The sequence below is a fragment of the Amycolatopsis sp. genome, assembly GCF_036008905.1.
Taxonomy (GTDB): domain Bacteria; phylum Actinomycetota; class Actinomycetes; order Mycobacteriales; family Pseudonocardiaceae; genus Amycolatopsis.
This window is the reverse complement of sequence record NZ_DASYMU010000153.1, coordinates 1-17,094: the sequence shown is the minus strand read 5'-3', so window position 1 is coordinate 17,094 and position 17,094 is coordinate 1. Positions and strand designations below refer to the sequence as shown.

The 17,094-nt window shown below is 68.5% G+C and carries 18 protein-coding genes and 1 pseudogene; 8 read left to right on the top strand and 11 right to left on the bottom strand.

Annotated elements, in window-relative coordinates:
• Positions 1 to 332: pseudogene (locus VGP60_RS26840) on the bottom strand (hypothetical protein); the annotation flags it as partial.
• A gap of 296 nt (positions 333 to 628) precedes the next feature.
• Here VGP60_RS26840 and VGP60_RS26835 point away from each other — a divergent pair.
• Positions 629 to 1,279 carry a hypothetical protein gene (locus VGP60_RS26835; protein ID WP_327550884.1) on the top strand — a complete coding sequence of 217 codons (651 nt, stop codon included), beginning with the start codon at positions 629 to 631 and terminating at the stop codon, positions 1,277 to 1,279.
• A 225-nt stretch (positions 1,280 to 1,504) separates the two neighbouring features.
• Here VGP60_RS26835 and VGP60_RS26830 read toward each other — a convergent pair whose 3' ends face one another.
• Positions 1,505 to 2,968, bottom strand: a complete 1,464-nt coding sequence (locus tag VGP60_RS26830) for an aldehyde dehydrogenase family protein (RefSeq protein WP_327550883.1) — start codon at positions 2,966 to 2,968, stop codon at positions 1,505 to 1,507.
• 48 nt (positions 2,969 to 3,016) lie between these two features.
• Between VGP60_RS26830 and VGP60_RS26825 the strand changes: the two genes are divergently transcribed.
• Positions 3,017 to 3,523 carry a DinB family protein gene (locus VGP60_RS26825; protein WP_327550882.1) on the top strand — a complete coding sequence of 169 codons (507 nt, stop codon included), beginning with the start codon at positions 3,017 to 3,019 and terminating at the stop codon, positions 3,521 to 3,523.
• A gap of 3 nt (positions 3,524 to 3,526) precedes the next feature.
• Here VGP60_RS26825 and VGP60_RS26820 read toward each other — a convergent pair whose 3' ends face one another.
• Positions 3,527 to 4,156, bottom strand: a complete 630-nt coding sequence (locus VGP60_RS26820; RefSeq protein ID WP_327550881.1) for a GTP cyclohydrolase II — start codon at positions 4,154 to 4,156, stop codon at positions 3,527 to 3,529.
• Positions 4,157 to 4,257: 101 nt separating this feature from the next.
• On the opposite strand from VGP60_RS26820, the gene VGP60_RS26815 reads away from it, so the two are divergent.
• A complete protein-coding gene (locus tag VGP60_RS26815; RefSeq protein WP_327550880.1) occupies positions 4,258 to 4,746 on the top strand; it encodes a MarR family winged helix-turn-helix transcriptional regulator in 489 nt (162 codons plus the stop codon).
• Between the two features lie 51 nt (positions 4,747 to 4,797).
• On the opposite strand, the gene VGP60_RS26810 is transcribed toward VGP60_RS26815, so the two are convergent.
• Positions 4,798 to 5,247, bottom strand: a complete 450-nt coding sequence (locus VGP60_RS26810) for a helix-turn-helix domain-containing protein (protein ID WP_327550879.1) — start codon at positions 5,245 to 5,247, stop codon at positions 4,798 to 4,800.
• Between the two features lie 88 nt (positions 5,248 to 5,335).
• Between VGP60_RS26810 and VGP60_RS26805 the strand changes: the two genes are divergently transcribed.
• From VGP60_RS26805 to VGP60_RS26795, 3 genes are all read left to right on the top strand, one after another.
• Complete coding sequence (locus tag VGP60_RS26805; protein ID WP_327550878.1) at positions 5,336 to 6,730, top strand: MFS transporter; 1,395 nt, start codon at positions 5,336 to 5,338, stop codon at positions 6,728 to 6,730.
• 108 nt (positions 6,731 to 6,838) lie between these two features.
• Entirely contained in the window at positions 6,839 to 7,171 is a 333-nt protein-coding gene (locus VGP60_RS26800) for a putative quinol monooxygenase (protein WP_327550877.1), read from the top strand.
• 148 nt (positions 7,172 to 7,319) lie between these two features.
• Positions 7,320 to 8,492, top strand: coding sequence for a phospholipase D family protein (locus VGP60_RS26795; RefSeq protein WP_327550876.1), 1,173 nt, complete (start codon positions 7,320 to 7,322; stop codon positions 8,490 to 8,492).
• On the opposite strand, the gene VGP60_RS26790 is transcribed toward VGP60_RS26795, so the two are convergent.
• On the bottom strand, positions 8,438 to 9,424 hold the full coding sequence (locus VGP60_RS26790) for a GlxA family transcriptional regulator (RefSeq protein WP_327550875.1): 987 nt from the start codon (positions 9,422 to 9,424) through the stop codon (positions 8,438 to 8,440). The two genes, VGP60_RS26795 and VGP60_RS26790, sit on opposite strands and share 55 nt — an antisense overlap.
• 118 nt (positions 9,425 to 9,542) lie before the next feature.
• On the opposite strand from VGP60_RS26790, the gene VGP60_RS26785 reads away from it, so the two are divergent.
• Positions 9,543 to 10,181, top strand: coding sequence for an HD domain-containing protein (locus VGP60_RS26785; RefSeq protein WP_327550874.1), 639 nt, complete (start codon positions 9,543 to 9,545; stop codon positions 10,179 to 10,181).
• A 22-nt stretch (positions 10,182 to 10,203) separates the two neighbouring features.
• The gene (locus VGP60_RS26780) at positions 10,204 to 11,217 is read left to right on the top strand and encodes a GTP-binding protein (RefSeq protein WP_327550873.1); all 1,014 of its coding nucleotides are present in this window, start codon (positions 10,204 to 10,206) and stop codon (positions 11,215 to 11,217) included.
• Between the two features lie 57 nt (positions 11,218 to 11,274).
• On the opposite strand, the gene VGP60_RS26775 is transcribed toward VGP60_RS26780, so the two are convergent.
• The 6 genes from VGP60_RS26775 to VGP60_RS26750 all read right to left on the bottom strand — a co-directional run.
• Entirely contained in the window at positions 11,275 to 12,396 is a 1,122-nt protein-coding gene (locus VGP60_RS26775; protein ID WP_327550872.1) for an acyl-CoA dehydrogenase family protein, read from the bottom strand.
• Positions 12,393 to 13,625 (bottom strand): acyl-CoA dehydrogenase family protein, encoded by a 1,233-nt coding sequence (locus tag VGP60_RS26770; protein ID WP_327550871.1) that lies wholly within the window; start codon positions 13,623 to 13,625, stop codon positions 12,393 to 12,395. Before VGP60_RS26770 ends, VGP60_RS26775 begins: the two co-directional genes overlap by 4 nt.
• Entirely contained in the window at positions 13,622 to 14,857 is a 1,236-nt protein-coding gene (locus VGP60_RS26765) for an acyl-CoA dehydrogenase family protein (RefSeq protein ID WP_327550870.1), read from the bottom strand. Before VGP60_RS26765 ends, VGP60_RS26770 begins: the two co-directional genes overlap by 4 nt.
• The gene (locus VGP60_RS26760) at positions 14,857 to 15,882 is read right to left on the bottom strand and encodes a phosphotransferase family protein (protein ID WP_327550869.1); all 1,026 of its coding nucleotides are present in this window, start codon (positions 15,880 to 15,882) and stop codon (positions 14,857 to 14,859) included. Before VGP60_RS26760 ends, VGP60_RS26765 begins: the two co-directional genes overlap by 1 nt.
• A gap of 102 nt (positions 15,883 to 15,984) precedes the next feature.
• Positions 15,985 to 16,437, bottom strand: a complete 453-nt coding sequence (locus tag VGP60_RS26755) for a MaoC family dehydratase (RefSeq protein ID WP_327550868.1) — start codon at positions 16,435 to 16,437, stop codon at positions 15,985 to 15,987.
• A gap of 9 nt (positions 16,438 to 16,446) precedes the next feature.
• On the bottom strand, positions 16,447 to 17,094 hold a 648-nt coding region (locus VGP60_RS26750; RefSeq protein ID WP_327550867.1), incomplete at its 5' end, for an SDR family oxidoreductase.

Below are 17,094 nucleotides of genomic sequence, written 5' to 3'. Positions count from 1 at the left end.
CGCCGCTCGGTGTCGGTCGGCTGACGCTGGTCGATCGCCCACCGCAGGGTTCGCAGTGCGCCGCGGGTGCCCCACAACGCGCCGACGACCACCGCGGACAGGACGTAGACGGGCACCGCCACCGCGGCCATGACCAGTGTGTCGGCCGAGGGGCCCGGCTCGGGGATGATGATGGCGGACAGCACCACCACGACCGCGGCACCGATGACGTTGGCCACGATCAGCGTGACCGTGAGCAGCCCCTGTACGCGGATCCGCAGCGCCAGGCTCGACTGGTCGGCCGGTCCCAGTAGCCGGGAACCGAACGGGCGCTGGGAGATCGGCACGGCCATGCGGAGGACTCCCTGAGTTTCGGAGTACGAGTGTGCACTGAACCGTAGTCGATCAGCCCGCGACGCTCAACGCGAGGTATCACGAGATGTCGACCTCTCGTGGCGCCGAGGTAGTCGGGCGGCCGGCCGATGGTCTCCCAAAAGGAAAATCACCCCGGCCGCGGGCGCGCTTGGTTGGGCACAACGCGTGTCCGTGCGTGCAGTCCTCGGTGGGCCGGTGACCTCATCGGCTACTTCTTGGCGGGGGAGCGACCCGATACTCCCGACTCTGTAAACGAAAAGAGCCAAGGAGGACCATGCGAATCACCTTCGGCAGGATCGCCGCCACCGGTCTGGCGGCGTGCGCGCTGCTGGCGTCGGCCGCGCCGGCGAGTGTCGCGGCTCAGCGTGACGTCGCGCTGATCCTGGACTACGGCGTCGCGAAGACCTGCACCGTGTATCCCAACTACCCCAAGGAAGGCGTGATCGGGAACAACATCGGGTGGACGATCGCGCCCGGCGAAGTCGTCGCGTGGCGCTACAACGTCAACGAGCACTACGCGATGATCAGCGACAAGAAGTACCGCAGCAGCCCGAGTCACGCGTGGTGGGGCTTCGTCGATCCCACCTGTATCGGCACTTCGCTGGGCGGCGAGCCGTTCCCGACACCGGAAAGCTCTTATCCCGCAGGGGAACCCGTGCCGCAACGCCTTCTCGAAGGCCGCAGCGCCGTCGAAGCCGACCACTACCGCGTCGTCGACTTCCGGGTCGCGCCGGGCACGGTCGTCAACGACTACAAGGAGATCAAGAGCAAGGGCACCCTGCGCGACGCCGCCAACAGATTCGTCATCGGCAACGTCGACGCTGGCTGGCACGTCCACCAGACCGGCGAGCGCAACGCGGGCTGGACCAAGGTCTACGTCCCCAACGCCCAGCGGTGGGGCTGGGTCCAGGACACCCACTTCTAAGGGGTGAAGGCAAACGTGGCATGTCTCAAACGGCGCGTTGGCGACGTTGAGCGTCCCCAACGCGCCATCTGAGACATCCTCAGGGCAACGGGGCGGCAGGGCTCGACTTGGGCAGGTGGGTCGTGAGTGGCTACAAGTGCTAGAACACTCGTAGCCACTCACGAGCCACCCGCCCAGCAGACGCCCCAACGGACCCCCGGGAACGCTGTGAAGGCCTCCTCTCTATTAATAAGGGAAATGGCCGTGTTCGCCGGCGACGGTGATCCAGCGGGTGTCGGTGAACGCCTCGGCGCCCCAGCGGCCGCCGAACCGGCCGTACCCGGTGGACTTGACGCCGCCGAAGGGCGCTTGCGGCTCGTCGGCGACGGTCTGGTTGTTGACGTGCACGATCCCGGTCCGCAGCCGCCGCGCGACGGCCATACCGCGCCGCGAGTCCTCGGTGAGCACCCCGGCGGTCAGGCCGTACTCCGTGTCGTTCGCGATGGCGATGGCTTCTTCGTCGCTCCCGACGGTGATGACCGTGCACACCGGGCCGAAGATCTCCTCGTGGAAGATCCGCATCTTCGGGTCGACGTTGTCGAGCACGGTCGCGGCATACCGGGCGCCGTCCGGCTTCCCGCCACCGGCCCGGACTCGCGCGCCATCGGTGACGGCCTCCTCGACGAGCTTCGCCACGCGCTGCGCCGCGGCCGCGTTGACCAGCGGGCCGACGATCGTGGACTTGTCCGTCGGGTCGCCGTGCTTGAGCGAGGACACCTTGGCCGCGAGCGCGGCCGTGAAGTCCTCGGCGATGGACTGGTGGACCAGCACCCGGTCGGTGGACATGCAGATCTGGCCCGCGTTGTGGAACACGCCGAAGGTCACCGCGTCGACGGCGTAGTCGAGGTCGGCGTCGTCGAGCACGAGCACCGCGTTCTTGCCGCCGAGTTCGAGCACGGCGGGTTTGATGTGCTGTGCCGCCAGGGTTCCGATGATCCGGCCGGTCTTCGTCGACCCGGTGAAGTTGACGACCCGGACCCGGTTGTCGGAGATCAGGCTCTCCGCGACCGCCGCCGCGTCCTCGTGCGCGTTGGTGACGACGTTGAGCACGCCCGCCGGCAACCCGGCCTCGCGCAGGACGTCGGCGATGAACAGTCCGGACGCGATCGGGGCCTCCTCGCTCGGCTTGAGCACCACGGTGTTGCCGACCGCGAGCGGAACGGCGATCGCCCGCGTGCCAAGGATGATCGGCGCGTTCCAAGGCGCGAACGCACCCACCACGCCGACCGGTTCGCGCACCGCGAGCGACAGCGCGCCGCCGCCGATGTCGGTGGACAGCACCTCGCCGACGGGCTGCGTCGCGGCCGAAGCGGCTTCGCGCAGGATGTTCGCGGCGAGCCCGATGTTGAACAACGCCCAGCCGTAGGTGCCGCCGACCTCGCCGGCCATCACCTCGGCGGCCTGTTCCCCACGGCTCTCCATGATGTCGGCGGCCTTGAGGAAGAGGTTGCGCCGGGCCGAGGGCGGAGTGGCCGCCCACGCCGCGAAGGCGTCTTGCGCGGCGTCGACCGCGCGGATGACGTCGGCGGGCCCGCCCGCCGCGACGGTGGCGTAAAGCTCGCCGGTGTAGGGATTGTGATCGTCGGTGGTCCGGCCGTCGAGCGCCGGGACTCCGGTGCCGTCGAGGAACAACTCGCGCGTCGTTGTCATGAGTACTCCTGGGGATGGGAAAAAGCGGCCGCTCGTAGGATCGTGGCCATGACGGTGTCAGAGATCAAGCGAGACCGGGCTCCGCAGCTGGTGAACGAGCGCGAAACCTTGGGCGGGGTACTGGATTTCCTGCGCGCCACGGTGGTCAACAAGGTGGCGGGGCTGTCCGAGGAGCAGGCGCGTTCGACGCCCGTCCCGCCGTCGACGATGACCCCGATCGGCCTGGTCAAGCATCTCGCCGCGGTGGAGCGGTGGTGGTTCAGCATCGACTTCGCCGTCCGGCCGGTTACTCCGCCGTGGCCCGACGGCGAATCGTTCGACGGCTTCGAGCTGACCGGCGAAGACACGCTCGTGAGCGTTGTCGAGGGCTACCTGGCCGAATGCGAGGCGTCGCGTGCCGTCTCCCGAGCGGCCGAGCTCGGCGACCCGGCCCGCGGTGAGGGCATGGCGTTCAACCTGCGATACGCCTTGGCGCACATGATCGAGGAGACGGGCCGACACTGCGGGCATCTCGACCTCATGCGGGAAGTGCTCGTCGGCGAACGCGGCCAATGAGCCTCAGCTCGCGAGGTCGGTGAGGGTGATCTTGTGCCCGGTGTGCTCCACTTTGGAGCGCAGATAACGCAGGTTGCAGTCGGTGGCGAACACCCCGGTGCTGATGGTTTCGCGGATGCCGATGCCGCGGGCGATCAGCTGCTCGGCCTTGTCGGGGTTGTTGGTCAGCAGATCGATCTTCTCGGCGCCGAGCGCGGTGAGCATCTGGGCCGCGGGGGTGTAGTCGCGGCCGTCCTCGGGGAGGCCGAGCGCGGTGTTGGCGGCGTAGGTGTCGAGGCCTTCGTCCTGCAGCGCGTAGGCGTCGAGCTTGTTGTACAGGCCGATGCCGCGGCCTTCCTGCCGCAGATACAGCAGGTAGCCGCCGATCTCGGAGATCCGCGCGACGGCTTCTTGCAGCTGCGGCCCGCAGTCGCAGCGCGCCGAGCCGAAGACGTCGCCGGTCAGGCACTCCGAGTGGATCCTCACCAGCGGGACGGTTCCCGGCTCGGGTTCGCCCAGTACGAGCGCGAGGTGTTCGCCACTGTCGGCCAGCCCGTGGAAGGTGACGGCCTCGGCGTCCGCGGTGAATCCGTCGCCGAAGCGGAGCGGAATCCGTACCCGCGTGCGCACTCGAGCCGGCTCGGTGGAGACCATGGAGCTCCTCGGGTCTAGGAGGATGTTCAAATTCAAATTAGCACGATTGGGCTATCGTTCGTGATGATTCGAGTTTGAACTACTGGCGTAAACTGGGACGTATGGGCGAACCCGAGTGGCTTGACGAGCGCGAACTCGAAACCTGGGAGAGCTTCCTCGCCGCGGGCACCCTGCTCAACCGCAGGATCGAACAACAACTCAAGGACGACGCCGGGCTTTCCCATCCGCAGTACGAAGTCCTCGTGCGGCTGGACCGTGCGCACGACGGCGAACTGCGGATGACCGAACTCGCCGGAGCGGCCCTGACCTCGAAGAGCGGCTTGAGCTACCAGGTCGCCCAGCTCGAAAAGGCCGGACTGGTGCGACGCCGTTCGTGCGCCACCGACGTCCGCGGCGTGGTGGCCACCATCACCGACGAAGGCCGCGCGAAGCTCCGCTCGGCCGCCCCGGGACACGTCACGCTGGTGCGGGAGCTGTTCCTCGGCGGACTCACGAGCCGGCAGTTCGACGGACTGGCCGACGGCGTCGGCGCCCTGGTCGAGCGCCTGCGCGCGCCCGCGATCCAGCCACGAGATGTCGACATCACGTGATCTCTCAGTAGCCAAGAGATCGCCACCTGTCGACAGATGGCGGGCCGTGGGTCAGGACTTTCGGCCGCTGGAGACGCGCGTGTTCCGGATGCCCATCGGCTCCCCGCAGCGGTCGCAGCGCAATTGCGCGTCGGGATGGCCGCCGCAGTCGGCGTGCGCGGCGATCCGGGGCGGGCCGCCGGGCGCGGGGTAGTGCTCGTCGCCCCACTGCATGAGATGCATGAGCACCGGCCAGAGTTGACGGCCCTTCTCCGTCGCGCGGTATTCGTAGCGCGGCGGATGTTCCTGGTAGAGGTCGCGTTTCAGGACGCCCTCGGCGATCAGGAAGTCGAGCCGCGCGGTCAGCACGCTGCGGGTGATGCCGAGGTTGGTGACCAGGTCGTCGAACCGGCGGACGCCGAGCATCACGTCGCGCAGGATCAGCAGCGACCAGCGTTCGCCCAGGACTTCGAGGGCCCTGGCGATCGAGCAGAACTGGGTGTCGTATTCCCGGCGCAACATTCTCCCAGTCTACCGGGTGAGTCTGGTCAACCAACCCGCTACACTCCAGCGAGTTGGTTGACCAGACTCACTCATCCGAAGGACTGGCATGACGCGAAAACTGGCGGACCGCCCGGGCATGGTCCTCCTGCTCGTCTCGGTCGCGACGTTCTTGGCGAGCCTCGACCTCTTCATCGTCAACATCGCGTTCCCGGACATCCGGCTCGCCTTCCCCGGCAGCGACCTGGCCACGATGTCGTGGATCCTCAACGGCTACACCGTCATGTTCGCGGCGTTCCTCGCCCCGGCGGGACGGCTCGCGGACCGCTACGGCCGGCGGCGGCTGTTCCTGATCGGTGTCGCGATCTTCACCGCGGCGTCGGTGGCCTGCGCGGCCGCCGGCTCGATCCCGATGCTCGTGGGGTCCCGGGCGCTCCAGGCGATCGGCGCCGCGCTGGTCATGCCGACGTCGCTCGCCTTGCTGCTCACGGCATTCCCCGCGGCCAAGCGCTCGGCCGCGGTGGGCGCCTGGTCCGCGGTCGGCGCGATGGCCGCCGCGCTCGGGCCACCGGTGGGCGGTCTGCTGGTGGAGGCGTCCTGGCGCTGGGTGTTCCTGGTCAACCTGCCGATCGGCCTGCTGGCCCTCGCCTTCGGACCGTTCGTGCTCCGCGAAAGCAAGGACGCGACCACCGGCGTCCCCGATCTCCTCGGCGCCGCCGGCCTGCTCGTCGGCGTCGGCGCGCTGACCTACTCACTCGTCGAAGCGCCTGACGACGGCTGGAGGAGTGTCGGTGTGCTCGGCGGTTTCGTCGTCGGCGCGGCCGGGCTGGTCTGGGCGGTTTACCGCGCTTCACGCCATCCCGTGCCGGTGCTCGACCTCGTTTCGCTCAAGGTGCCGACACTGTGGCTCGCGTGCCTCGGCATGATCCTGTTCTCCGCCGGATTCGCGGCGATGGTGTTCGGGAACGTGCTCTTCTTGACCGGGATCTGGCACAACTCGATCCTGGTGGCCGGGCTTTCCCAGTCACCCGGCCCGCTCGCGGTAGTCGTGACGTCGATCCTCGTCGGCAAGCTGGGGCACCGAGTCGGCCCCGGCCCGAAGGTGGCGCTGGGCGGCCTCAGTTTCGGCCTCGGCACTACGCTCTGGCTCATCAACCTCGACGTGACCCCGGACTACTTCGCCGGAATGCTGCCCGGGCAGCTCCTCACCGGGATCGGTGTCGGGCTGATCCTGCCGAGCCTCTCGGCCGTGGTGGGCACCGTGCTGCCGCCGGACCGCTGGGGCGCCGGCTCGTCGATGATCAACACCAGCCGACAGATCGGCGTGGTGCTGGGCACCGCGATCCTGGTCGTGGTCTACGGCGGCGCGCAGGACCTCGCCGCGTTCCGGCACGGCTGGGTGTTCATCGTGATCGTCGCTCTCGCCACGGCGCTGACCGGCGCGCTCCTGGCGACCCGCCGCAACGCGATCGACCATCACCAGCCGGTGGCTGTCGCGGCCTGAACCGACACACCGGGTCGGCGGTGGACAAAACCGGCCCGCAGCGGATAGACCAGTCCATGGTCGACTTCGCAGCAGGCGGATGTCAGCAGCCGGAAGGATCTTCTTCAAATGATCTTCATTACCGTCAAGTTCCCGGTGCACCAGGACAAGATCGAAGAATGGCCCGCGATCGTCGCGGAGTTCACCGCGGCCACCCGGGCCGAGCCGGGCAACCTCTTCTTCGAGTGGTCCAAGAGCCTCGAAGAGCCGAACGTGTACGTGCTGGTCGAGGGCTTCCGCGACCAGGCCGCGGGCGGGGAACACGTGAACTCCGACCACTTCAAGAAGGCCGTGGTCACGCTGGCCGACGCGGTCTCGGCAACGCCGGACATCGTCAGCGTCGAGGCCCCCGGCGACGGCTGGTCGAAGATGGGCGAGATCACGCCGACCAACCCCGCGTAACCGGCGGGCGGGTTTGGGAATCACCCAGTAGTGGCAATTATCCCTTATACGCTTACTCGACCTGCTCGACGAACGGTTCGGGGACGGGCTGGAGAACCTGCTCCGCTCCCACCACGCGCGAAGGCTGCGCAAACTCGGCTGGGACGAGGTGCTGGAATCGGCTGAGGACAGCCGGTTCTCCGCACGGCGTCCGGTACGGGAAGGCAACCGCGTCGAAGTACTGGTCGACGGCGAAGAGGCGCTTCCGGCGATGTCCGCGACCATCGCCGGCGCGCGGTCCCACGTGCACATCGCGGGCTGGCATTCCAGTCCGGAGTTCCGCCTGACGCGCGAGCCGGGCGCGCCGACGCTGCGTGAGCTGCTGGGCGAAACGGCGGAGCGCGTTCCCGTCCGGCTCCTGCTCTGGGCCGGTCCGCCGGTGCCCGCCTTCCAGCACCCCGCGGACCGCTCGATCGGCTGGCACGACATGACCATGCGCGTCGAAGGACCGATCGTCGCCGACGTCGCCGAGCATTTCCGCAGGTGCTGGACCGAAGTCGCCGAGGAATCCCTGCCCGAACCGAAGGTCCAGGACCCGGCGGGCACCTCGAACGTCCAGTTCGTGCGGACCGTCCCCGAGAAGACCCACGCCTTCGCGCCGCGCGGCGAGTTCACCATCGTCGACACCTATCTGCGCGCGCTGCGGTCCGCGAAACGCTTGGTGTACCTGGAAAACCAGTTCCTCTGGTCGCCCGAGGTCGCCGAGATCCTGATCGGCAAGCTGAAGAACCCGCCTGCCGACGACTTCCGCGTGGTGCTCGTCCTGCCGCGCAAGCCCAGCAACGGCGCCGACACCACCCGCGGCCAACTCGGCCGGTTGCTCGACGCCGACGACGACGGCCGCAGGCTGCTCGCCACCACACTCACCTCGCACGACGGCGACAACGAGACGCCGGTGTACGTGCACGCGAAGCTCGGGATCGTCGACGACGAGTGGATGACCGTCGGCTCGGCGAACCTCAATGAGCACTCGCTGTTCAACGACTCCGAAGCCAACCTGGTGACCGACGACGTCGAGCTGATCCGCGACACGAGACTAAAACTGTGGGCCGAGCATCTCCAGCGGTCCAAGTCCGAAGTGGACGGTGACCCGGCGAAGGTCGTCGACGAGCTGTGGCGGCCGATCGCCGAAAAGGACCGCCCGAACCGGCTTACCCTGCTGCCGAGTGTTTCCCGCCGCGCGGCCGGCTACAGGGCCCGCTGCGCGGACTGCTCGTCGACGGCTGATCAGGCGGGTTCTCCCGCGTCCCGGCGCTGCGCGGAGCGGAACCGCTGCTGGTAGGCGCGCGGAGACACGCCGAGCCGTGACACGAAAGCGCGCCGCAGCGATTCCGGGCTGCCATACCCGGCCCGCTGCGCCGCGCCGGTGATCGTGTGCCCGCCCTCGAGTGCCGCTTTCGCGCTGTCAAAGCGCACCGATTCGACGTATTTCGCCGGTGTGGTCCCGAGTTCATCGTGGAAGAGCCGCGTCAGGTGCCGTGGGCTGACCGACGCCTGCGCGGCGAGTTTCGGGATCGAGTGCTCACCGGCAGGGTCGGCCGCGACGGCGTCGAACACCGCCCGCAGGATCGGCGTGCGCGGGCGCGGGCCTTGCAGCGTCGGGGAAAACTGCGACTGGCCGCCCGGCCGTTGCAGGAACACCACCAGCGACTGCGCGACCTGCCGGGCGAGGTCGTCGCCGTGGTCGTCTTCGAGAAGCGCCAGCGCGAGGTCGATGCCCGCGGTGACCCCGGCCGAGCTGAACACGTGATCGTCACGGACGAAGATCGCGTCCGGCTCGACGACGACCTTCGGATAGCGGCCGCGCAGGAGCCGGGTGTGCCGCCAATGCGTGGTCGCGCGCCGCCCGTCGAGGACCCCGGCGTCGGCGAGGATGAACGCGCCGGTGCAGATCGAGCACACCCGGCCCGACCTGGCCGCCAGCTCGCGCACGGCGTCGCGCAGGTCCGCGCCGACGGGACGGTCGGCGAGGACGTCGCCGCCCATGACGAGCAGCGTGTCGAACCGCAAATCGCTCTGCTCGGCGTCGGCGTCGACCGGGACGCGCATGCCGGTGGAGGAGCGCACTTCGGCCTTCCCGACCGAGCAGAGCGTCAGCTCGTAGTGGGCGCCCATGCGGTTCGCCTCGCTGAAGACCTCGCTGGGCCCGGCGATGTCGAGCAGTTTGACGCCGTCGAAGACGACCACGCCGACACGGTGCGGGGCTGGGGTCACGTCTCCTCCGTCTGCTTGTCCGAATCCGAGTGAAGTATGGCCGACGCAGCGGAGCGCCGGGTGGCCCGCCGCGCGCAAGCTGGGTGCACAGACAGTCACACAGCTTCAGGGAGACGACATGACCGAGACGATCGCCGGGATCACCGTTCCGGACACCGAGCTGGTCCGCGAGGCGACCGAGCTCGTCCGCGCCGCCACCAGCCCGCTTCTGTTCGACCACTCGCGCCGGGTGTTCCTGTTCGGCTCGCTCAAGGGCCGCCACCGCGGGCTGGAAGCCGACCCCGAACTGCTCTACGTCGGCGCGATGTTCCACGACCTCGGTCTCACCGAGCGTCACCGCCGCACCGACCAGCGCTTCGAGGTCGACGGCGCCGACCTGGCCCGCGACTTCCTGCTCGAGCACGGCCGCAGCGCGAGCGAGGCGCGCGCGGTGTGGCTGGGCATCGCGCTGCACACCACGCCCGGGATCGCCAACCACCTGGAGCCGGAGATCGCCCTGGTCAGCGCGGGCGTCGAAACCGACGTCCTGGGGTTCGACCTGAACGAGATCTCCGACGTCGACCTCAAGGAGGTGACGGTCGCGCACCCGAGGCCGAACTTCAAGGAGAACATCCTCCAGGCGTTCAACACCGGCATGAAGGACCGGCCGGACACGACGTTCGGCACCATGAACGACGACGTCCTCGCCCACTTCGTGCCGGGGTTCGAGCGGGAGGACTTCGTCGAGATCATCCGAGGCTCCGACTGGCCCGAGTAGGCGCCGCATTAGGCTCGGTGCCGTGGCGAAAACCCGGATTCCCGTGCTGGTCGTGGCGGGCTTCCTGGGCTCGGGCAAGACCACGCTGCTCAACCACCTGCTGGGCAACAACCAGGGCGCCCGCATCGGCGTGGTGGTCAACGACTTCGGCAGTGTCAACATCGACGCCATGTCGGTCGCGGGCCAGGTCGACTCGATGGTCTCGCTGAGCAACGGCTGCCTCTGCTGTGCCGTCGACGCCCGCGGGATGGACAACCTGCTCGAACGCCTGGCGCGCCCGGCCGCGGGCATCGACGTCATCGTGGTCGAGGCGAGCGGGCTGGCCGAGCCGCGCGAGATGATCCGGTTGGTGCTGGCGAGCACGAACGAGCGAGTGGAGTACGGCGGGCTGATCGAGGTCGTCGACGCGGCGGAGTTCGACAACACCCGGGCTCGGCATCCCGAGTTGGAACGGCATCTCGCGTACGCGGATCTGGTTGTGGTGAACAAGATCGACCGCGTGGACGACGTCGAGCGGCTCCTGGGTGTCGTGCAGGACCTGAGCGGTGGCAAGCCGGTGGTGCCCGCGGTGCAAGCGCGCGTCGATCCGGCGCTGCTGTTCGACTTCACGCCGGGCGCCAGGGACGATATCGCGCGGCAGCTGTCGTTCGACGACCTGGATGATCATTCCGGGCATGCGCACTCGCTGTACGAGAGTGTCGCGTTCTCGTCGGAGCAGCCGCTGCATCCCCGGCGGTTCATGGACTTCCTCGACGACCGCCCCGCCGGGCTGTACCGCCTCAAAGGCTTTGTCTACTTTGGACTACCCGGTCACAAGCAGCGCTTCTCGTTCCACACCGTCGGGAACTACCTGCGCGTCGAACGCTCCTCGTGGGGACGCGGCGAGCCCCGCACGACGAACCTGGTGATGATCGGCGCCGGTATCGATGCCGACGCCGTCACCAAATCCCTCGATTCCTGCGTCGAGCCGTCACCCGACCAGGTCGACGGCCAAGCGATGCTCCGTGTCCTCCGCTACCTGGACGACGTTGTATGAACGGACCTTTCCTTGCGTGAGGTGCAAGGAAAGGTCCGTTCATAGCGTTTGAGTGACCTACGCGGGCAGGTCGATCAGGCCCGCCAGGGTGGCGCGGTGCTTGCCGGGGGTGCCGAGGGCGAGTTCGTCGCTCTTGGCGCGCTTGAGGTAGAGATGCGCGGGGTGTTCCCAGGTCATCCCGATCCCGCCGTGCAGCTGCACGGCCTCCTCCGCCGCGTGCACCGCGATCGACGAGCACCGCGACTTCGCCACGGCGACGGCCACCGGAGCGTCTTCACTGCCGGAAGCCAGCGCGTCGGCCGCGTACCGGGCGGCGGCCCGGGCGTTGACGACGTCGACGTACAGGTTCGCCAGCCGGTGCTTCAGCGCCTGGAACGAACCGACCTGCCGCCCGAACTGGTACCGCTCCTTCAGGTACCGCACGGTTTCGGTCAGGCACCACTCGGTGATCCCCAGCTGCTCCGACGCCAGCAGCCCCGCACCGATCGACAGCGCGTGCTCCAACGCGGCGGGAGCGTGCGCGGCGTCGGCGACGAGCCGCGCGGGAGCGTTCGAGAACTCGATGTCCGCGATCCGCCGGGTCAGGTCGAGCGAGACGACCTCGGTGACCGAAGCCGCCGAAGCCTCCACCGCGTAGAGACCGGGACCGTCCGGACCCACCGCGGGCACGACGAGCAGCTCGGCCACCGAAGCGTCGACAACCGAGCTGACACGGCCCGAAAGCGTGCCGTCCGCACCAGCCGTGACAGCGTCCGGGAACGCGAACCCGGGCTGCGCTGTCAGCGGCACGGCCAGCGCGCCGATCAGGTCACCGGCGGCGAGCCGGGGGAGCAGCTCCGCGACGACGGCCTGCGTGGTGTCCGCGCCGAGCAGCGCCGACGTCGCCAGGACCACACTGCCGAGGAACGGCACCGGCGCCACACTGCGGCCCAGTTCCTCAAGCACCACAGCGACTTCCCGCGTCGACGCGCCGTGGCCACCGAGCGCTTCGGGCACCGCGAGGCCGGCCGCGCCGAGGTCGGCGGCGAGGGTGCGCCACAGCTTCAGGTCGTACGGCTCGGAGCTTTCCGTGCGGGCCAGTACCGAGCCCGGCTCCGCGCCGGCAGTGAGCAGCGAGCGGACGCTGGACCGCAGGTCCTCTTCGACTTCCGAATAGAGCAGGTCGGGGGTGGTCGTCATCGGGGCAGGTCCTTCCAGGCGACGTCCTTGTCGACGCGCGGCTCGGACGGCAGTCCCAGCACACGTTCGGCGATGATGTTGCGCAGGACCTCCGAGGTACCACCCTCGATGGAATTCCCCTTCGCGCGCAGATAGCGGTAACCGGGTCCGCGGCCGGTGAAGTCGACCAGCTCCGGGCGGCGCAACGTCCAGTCGTCGTAGCGAAGGCCCTCTTCGCCCATCAGCTCGATTTCCAGCCCGGATAGCGCTTGGTTGATCTCGGAGAACGCGAGCTTCAGCGCGGAACCCTCGGGCCCGGGGGCGCCGACGGCCATCTGCTGGCGCAGGCGTCCGCTGGCCAGGCGCAGCGACTCGACCTCGACCCACTGCTTGAGCAGCCTGTCCTGCAGCTCGGGAGTCCGCAGTTCGGGGTGCTCGCGCCAGGTCTGGGTGACCTTGCCGAGCAGACCGCCCTCGCGGGGGATCTCGTGCCCGCCGATCGCGACGCGCTCGTTCATGAGCGTGGTCTGCGCGACCTTCCAGCCTTCGCCGACCTTGCCGAGCCGGTGCGCGTCGGGAATGCGCACGTCAGTCAGGAAGACCTCGTTGAACTCGGCTTCCCCGGTGATCTGGCGCAGCGGCCGGACGTCGACGCCCGGTGCCTCCATGTCGCAGATGAAGTAGGTCATGCCCTGGTGCTTGGGCACGTCCGGGTCGGTACGGGTGACCAGGATCGCGAACCGCGCGATATGCGCGACCGACGTCCAGACCTTCTGGCCCGTGACTACCCAATCTCCCCCGCCGGCTACGCCCTCATTGGCGGGGGGACCCCCACTGCCGTCGCGCACCGCGCGGGTGCCGAGTGCGGCGAGGTCGGAACCGGCGCCGGGCTCACTGAACAGCTGGCACCAGACCTCTTCGCCGGTCCACAGTGGGCGGAGAAAGCGTTTGCGCTGCTCGTCGGTGCCGAAAGCGAGGACCGTGGGCGCGGCCATGCCGAGGCCGATGCCGATGCGGCGCGGGTTGTTGTCCGGCGCACCGGCGGCCGCGAGCTCGGTCTCCACAATGGACTGAAGCGCCCGCGGCGCGTCCAGGCCACCGAGTCCGACCGGGAAGTGCACCCAGGCCAGCCCGGCGTCGAACCGCGCCTGAAGGAACTCCAGGCGGTCGGTCTTCGCGGGATCGTGGGCGGCGAGCAGCTCGCCGACACGCCCGCGCAACTGCTCGGCGTCAACCGTCGTGGTGGTCATCGAGCGCCTTCCGTGGTCCGGTACTTCTTCAGCTCGCGGTTGGCCAGCGAGCGCTTGTGCACCTCGTCCGGGCCGTCGGCGATCCGCAGCATGCGCGCGCCCATCCAGAGCTGCGCGAGCGGGAAGTCCTGGCTGACGCCGCCGGCGCCGTGGGCCTGGATCGCCTTGTCGAGAATCCATTCGACGGTGATCGGGGTGGAGATCTTGATGGCCTGGATCTCGGTGTGCGCGCCCTGGTTGCCCACGGTGTCCATCAGCCACGCGGTCTTGAGCACCAGCAGGCGCTGCAGCTCGATCTTCACCCGCGCTTCGGCGATCCAGTCCTGCACCACACCTTGCGACGCGATCGGCTTGCCGAAGGCTTCCCGGGAAAGAGTGCGGGTGCACATCAGTTCGAGACCGCGTTCCGCCATGCCGATCAGGCGCATGCAGTGGTGGATCCGGCCGGGGCCGAGGCGGGCCTGGGCGATGGCGAACCCGTTGCCCTCGTCGGTCAGCAGGTTTTCCGCCGGGACGCGGACGTTCTCGAAGATCACTTCGGCGTGGCCGCCGTGGTCGCCGTCGGAGTAGCCGAACACCGTCATGCCGCGCTTGACGGTCATGCCCGGGGTGTCGCGGGGGACCAGGATCATGCTCTGCTGGCGGTGCGAGGAGGCTTCCGGATCGGACTTGCCCATCACGATGAAAATCTGGCAGTTCGGGTTCATCGCGCCGGAGATGAACCACTTGCGGCCGTTGATGACGTACTCGTCGCCGTCGCGCTTGATGCTCGTGGCGATGTTGCGCGCGTCCGAGGAGGCGACGTCCGGCTCGGTCATCGCGAACGCGGAGCGGATCTCGCCGTCCAGCAACGGCTGCAGCCACTGCTTGCGCTGCGCTTCGTTGCCGAACATGGCCAGAACTTCCATGTTGCCGGTGTCCGGCGCGGCACAGTTCAGCGCGGTTGGCGCGAGGCTCGGGCTACGGCCGGTGATCTCCGCGAGCGGGGCGTACTGCAAGTTGGTGAGCCCCGAGCCATGCCCCCCGGCGTCGCCCGGGAGGAAGAAGTTCCACAGACCCTGTTTGCGGGCCTCGGCCTTGAGCTCTTCGACGATCGGCACCGAGGTCCACGGGTCGTCGCGCTCGGCGAGCTGCTCCTCGAAGACCGGCTCGGCCGGGTAGATGTGCTCGTCCATGAAGGTGAGCAGCCGCGCGCGCAGCTCCTCGGTCTTGGCGTCGAAAGCGAAGTCCATTACTTCTCCTCTTTGAGAATGGCGTTCCCGTGAGTGACAAGGTGTGCGACGCCGGGACCGACGCCCTCGAAGCCCGCACCGACCGTCTGGCCCTTGCTGTAGCGGTAGTAGATGCCTTCCAAGATCACTGCCAGTTTGAAGAAGGCGAAGCCGACGTACCAGTTGAGCGCGGAGACGTCCCGGCCCGAACGCTCGGCGTAGCGGGCGACGACCTGGTCGGTGGTCGGGTAGCCGGGCGCGGTGGTCGCGCTCGACACGAACTGGAGGTCGACCGCGCTGCGCTCGGCGTAGGCCACGAGAAGTGCCAGGTCGGTCAGCGGATCGCCGAGCGTGGACATCTCCCAGTCCAGTACCGCGGTGATCTTGTCGGACGAGTCGACGAGCACGTTGTCGAGCCGGTAGTCGCCGTGGATGATCGTCGGCTCGGGGGAGACGGGGATCGCCGAAGCCAGCCGATCGTGGAGCTCCTCGATGCCGGGGAGGTCGCGGCTCCGGGAGCTGTCGAGCTGCTTCTTCCAGCGGCGCATCTGCCGTTCGAGAAAGCCTTCCGGGCGGCCGAAATCGCTGAGCCCGACCGAAGCCGGGTCCACCGCGTGCAGCTCGACCAGGGTGTCCACCAGCGAGTCCGCGATGGCCGCGGTGCGCTGTTCGCCGAGCGGGATCAGCTCCTCGGCGGTGCGGTACGGCGTGCCCGTGACGAACTCCATCACGTAGAACGGCGCCCCGATCACGTCTTTGTCCTCGCAGAGCAGCAGCGGCTGGGGGACCGGCACCCTGGTCGGGTGCAACCCGGAAATGACGCGGAATTCCCGCACCATGTCGTGGGCCGTGGGCAGCACGTGCCCGAGCGGCGGGCGGCGGACCACCCACGTCGACGTCTCGTCGTGGACGACGTAGGTCAGGTTCGACTTCCCGCCCTCGACGACGTCCGCGCGCAGGGAGCCGCCCGCCAAGCCGGGACGGTGCTCGTCCAGGTGGGCACGCAGCCGACCCAGATCAAGGCCGGGTGGGTCAGGCTGGCTCATCTGGCCTCCTCAGTATCCTCATCCTCTGGTTCGAGTACGGTACCGACTGGTCGGTATGTCGTACATCTTGGCTTGCCCGCCGCGGCGCGATCGGGTCGCTGATCAGGCGATCAGCCTGGCGACCGTCTCCGCGACACAGGCGGGCTTGCTCTCGCCGTCGATCTCGACGGTCCACCGCACGACGACCTGCTTGCCGCCCGGGACGTCGGTGGCCTCGATCAGCTCGGCCCCCGCGCGGACCTTCGAACCGACCTTGACCGGCTGCGGGAACCGCACCTTGTTGAGCCCGTAGTTGATGCCCATCCGCAGGTTGTCGACCTGGTAGATGTCCTTGCCGAACATCGGGATCAACGACAGTGTCAGATACCCGTGGGCGATGGTCGCGCCGAACGGACCGGCCGCGGCGCGCTCGGTGTCGAGGTGGATCCACTGGTGGTCGCCGGTGGCGTCGGCGAACAGCTGGACCTGCTCCTGGGTGATCGTGTGCCATTCGCTGTAGCCGAAGTGCTCGCCGACGGAACCGGCGAATTCTTCGAGTCCTGAGAAGACGCGCATGTTCGCTCCTTAGTCCTTCGGTCCGCCGGCGACGTAGATGACCTGACCCGAGATGAAGCCCGCGCCTTCGCTGACCAGGAAGGAGACGAGGTTCGCGATGTCGTCGGGGGTGCCGACGCGCTGGACCGGGATCTGCGACGCCGCGGCCTTCTTGAAGTCCTCGAACGAGATCCCCATGCGCTCGGCCGTCGCCGCCGTCATGTCCGTGGCGATGAACCCGGGCGCGATCGCGTTCGCGGTGACGCCGAACTTGCCGAGTTCGATGGCGAGGGTCTTGGTGAAACCCTGCAGCCCGGCCTTCGCGGCGGAGTAGTTGACCTGGCCGCGGTTGCCGAGCGCGGAGGTGCTCGACAAGTTCACGATCCGGCCCCACTTCTCCTGCGTCTGGTGCTTCTGCACCGCGCGGCTCATCAGGAACGAGCCCCGCAGGTGGACGCCGATGACCGAGTCCCAGTCGAGCTCGGTCATCTTGAACAGCAGGTTGTCGCGGGTGATGCCGGCGTTGTTGACCAGCACGTGGATCCCACCGAGCTCCTCGACGACGCGCGTGACGGCGGCCTCGGCCGACTCGGTGCTGCTCACGTCGGCACCGACCCCGATCGCCTTCGCGTCACCCTGGACCGGGAGCCTCCCGGCCGCCTCGGAGGCCGCGGCCTC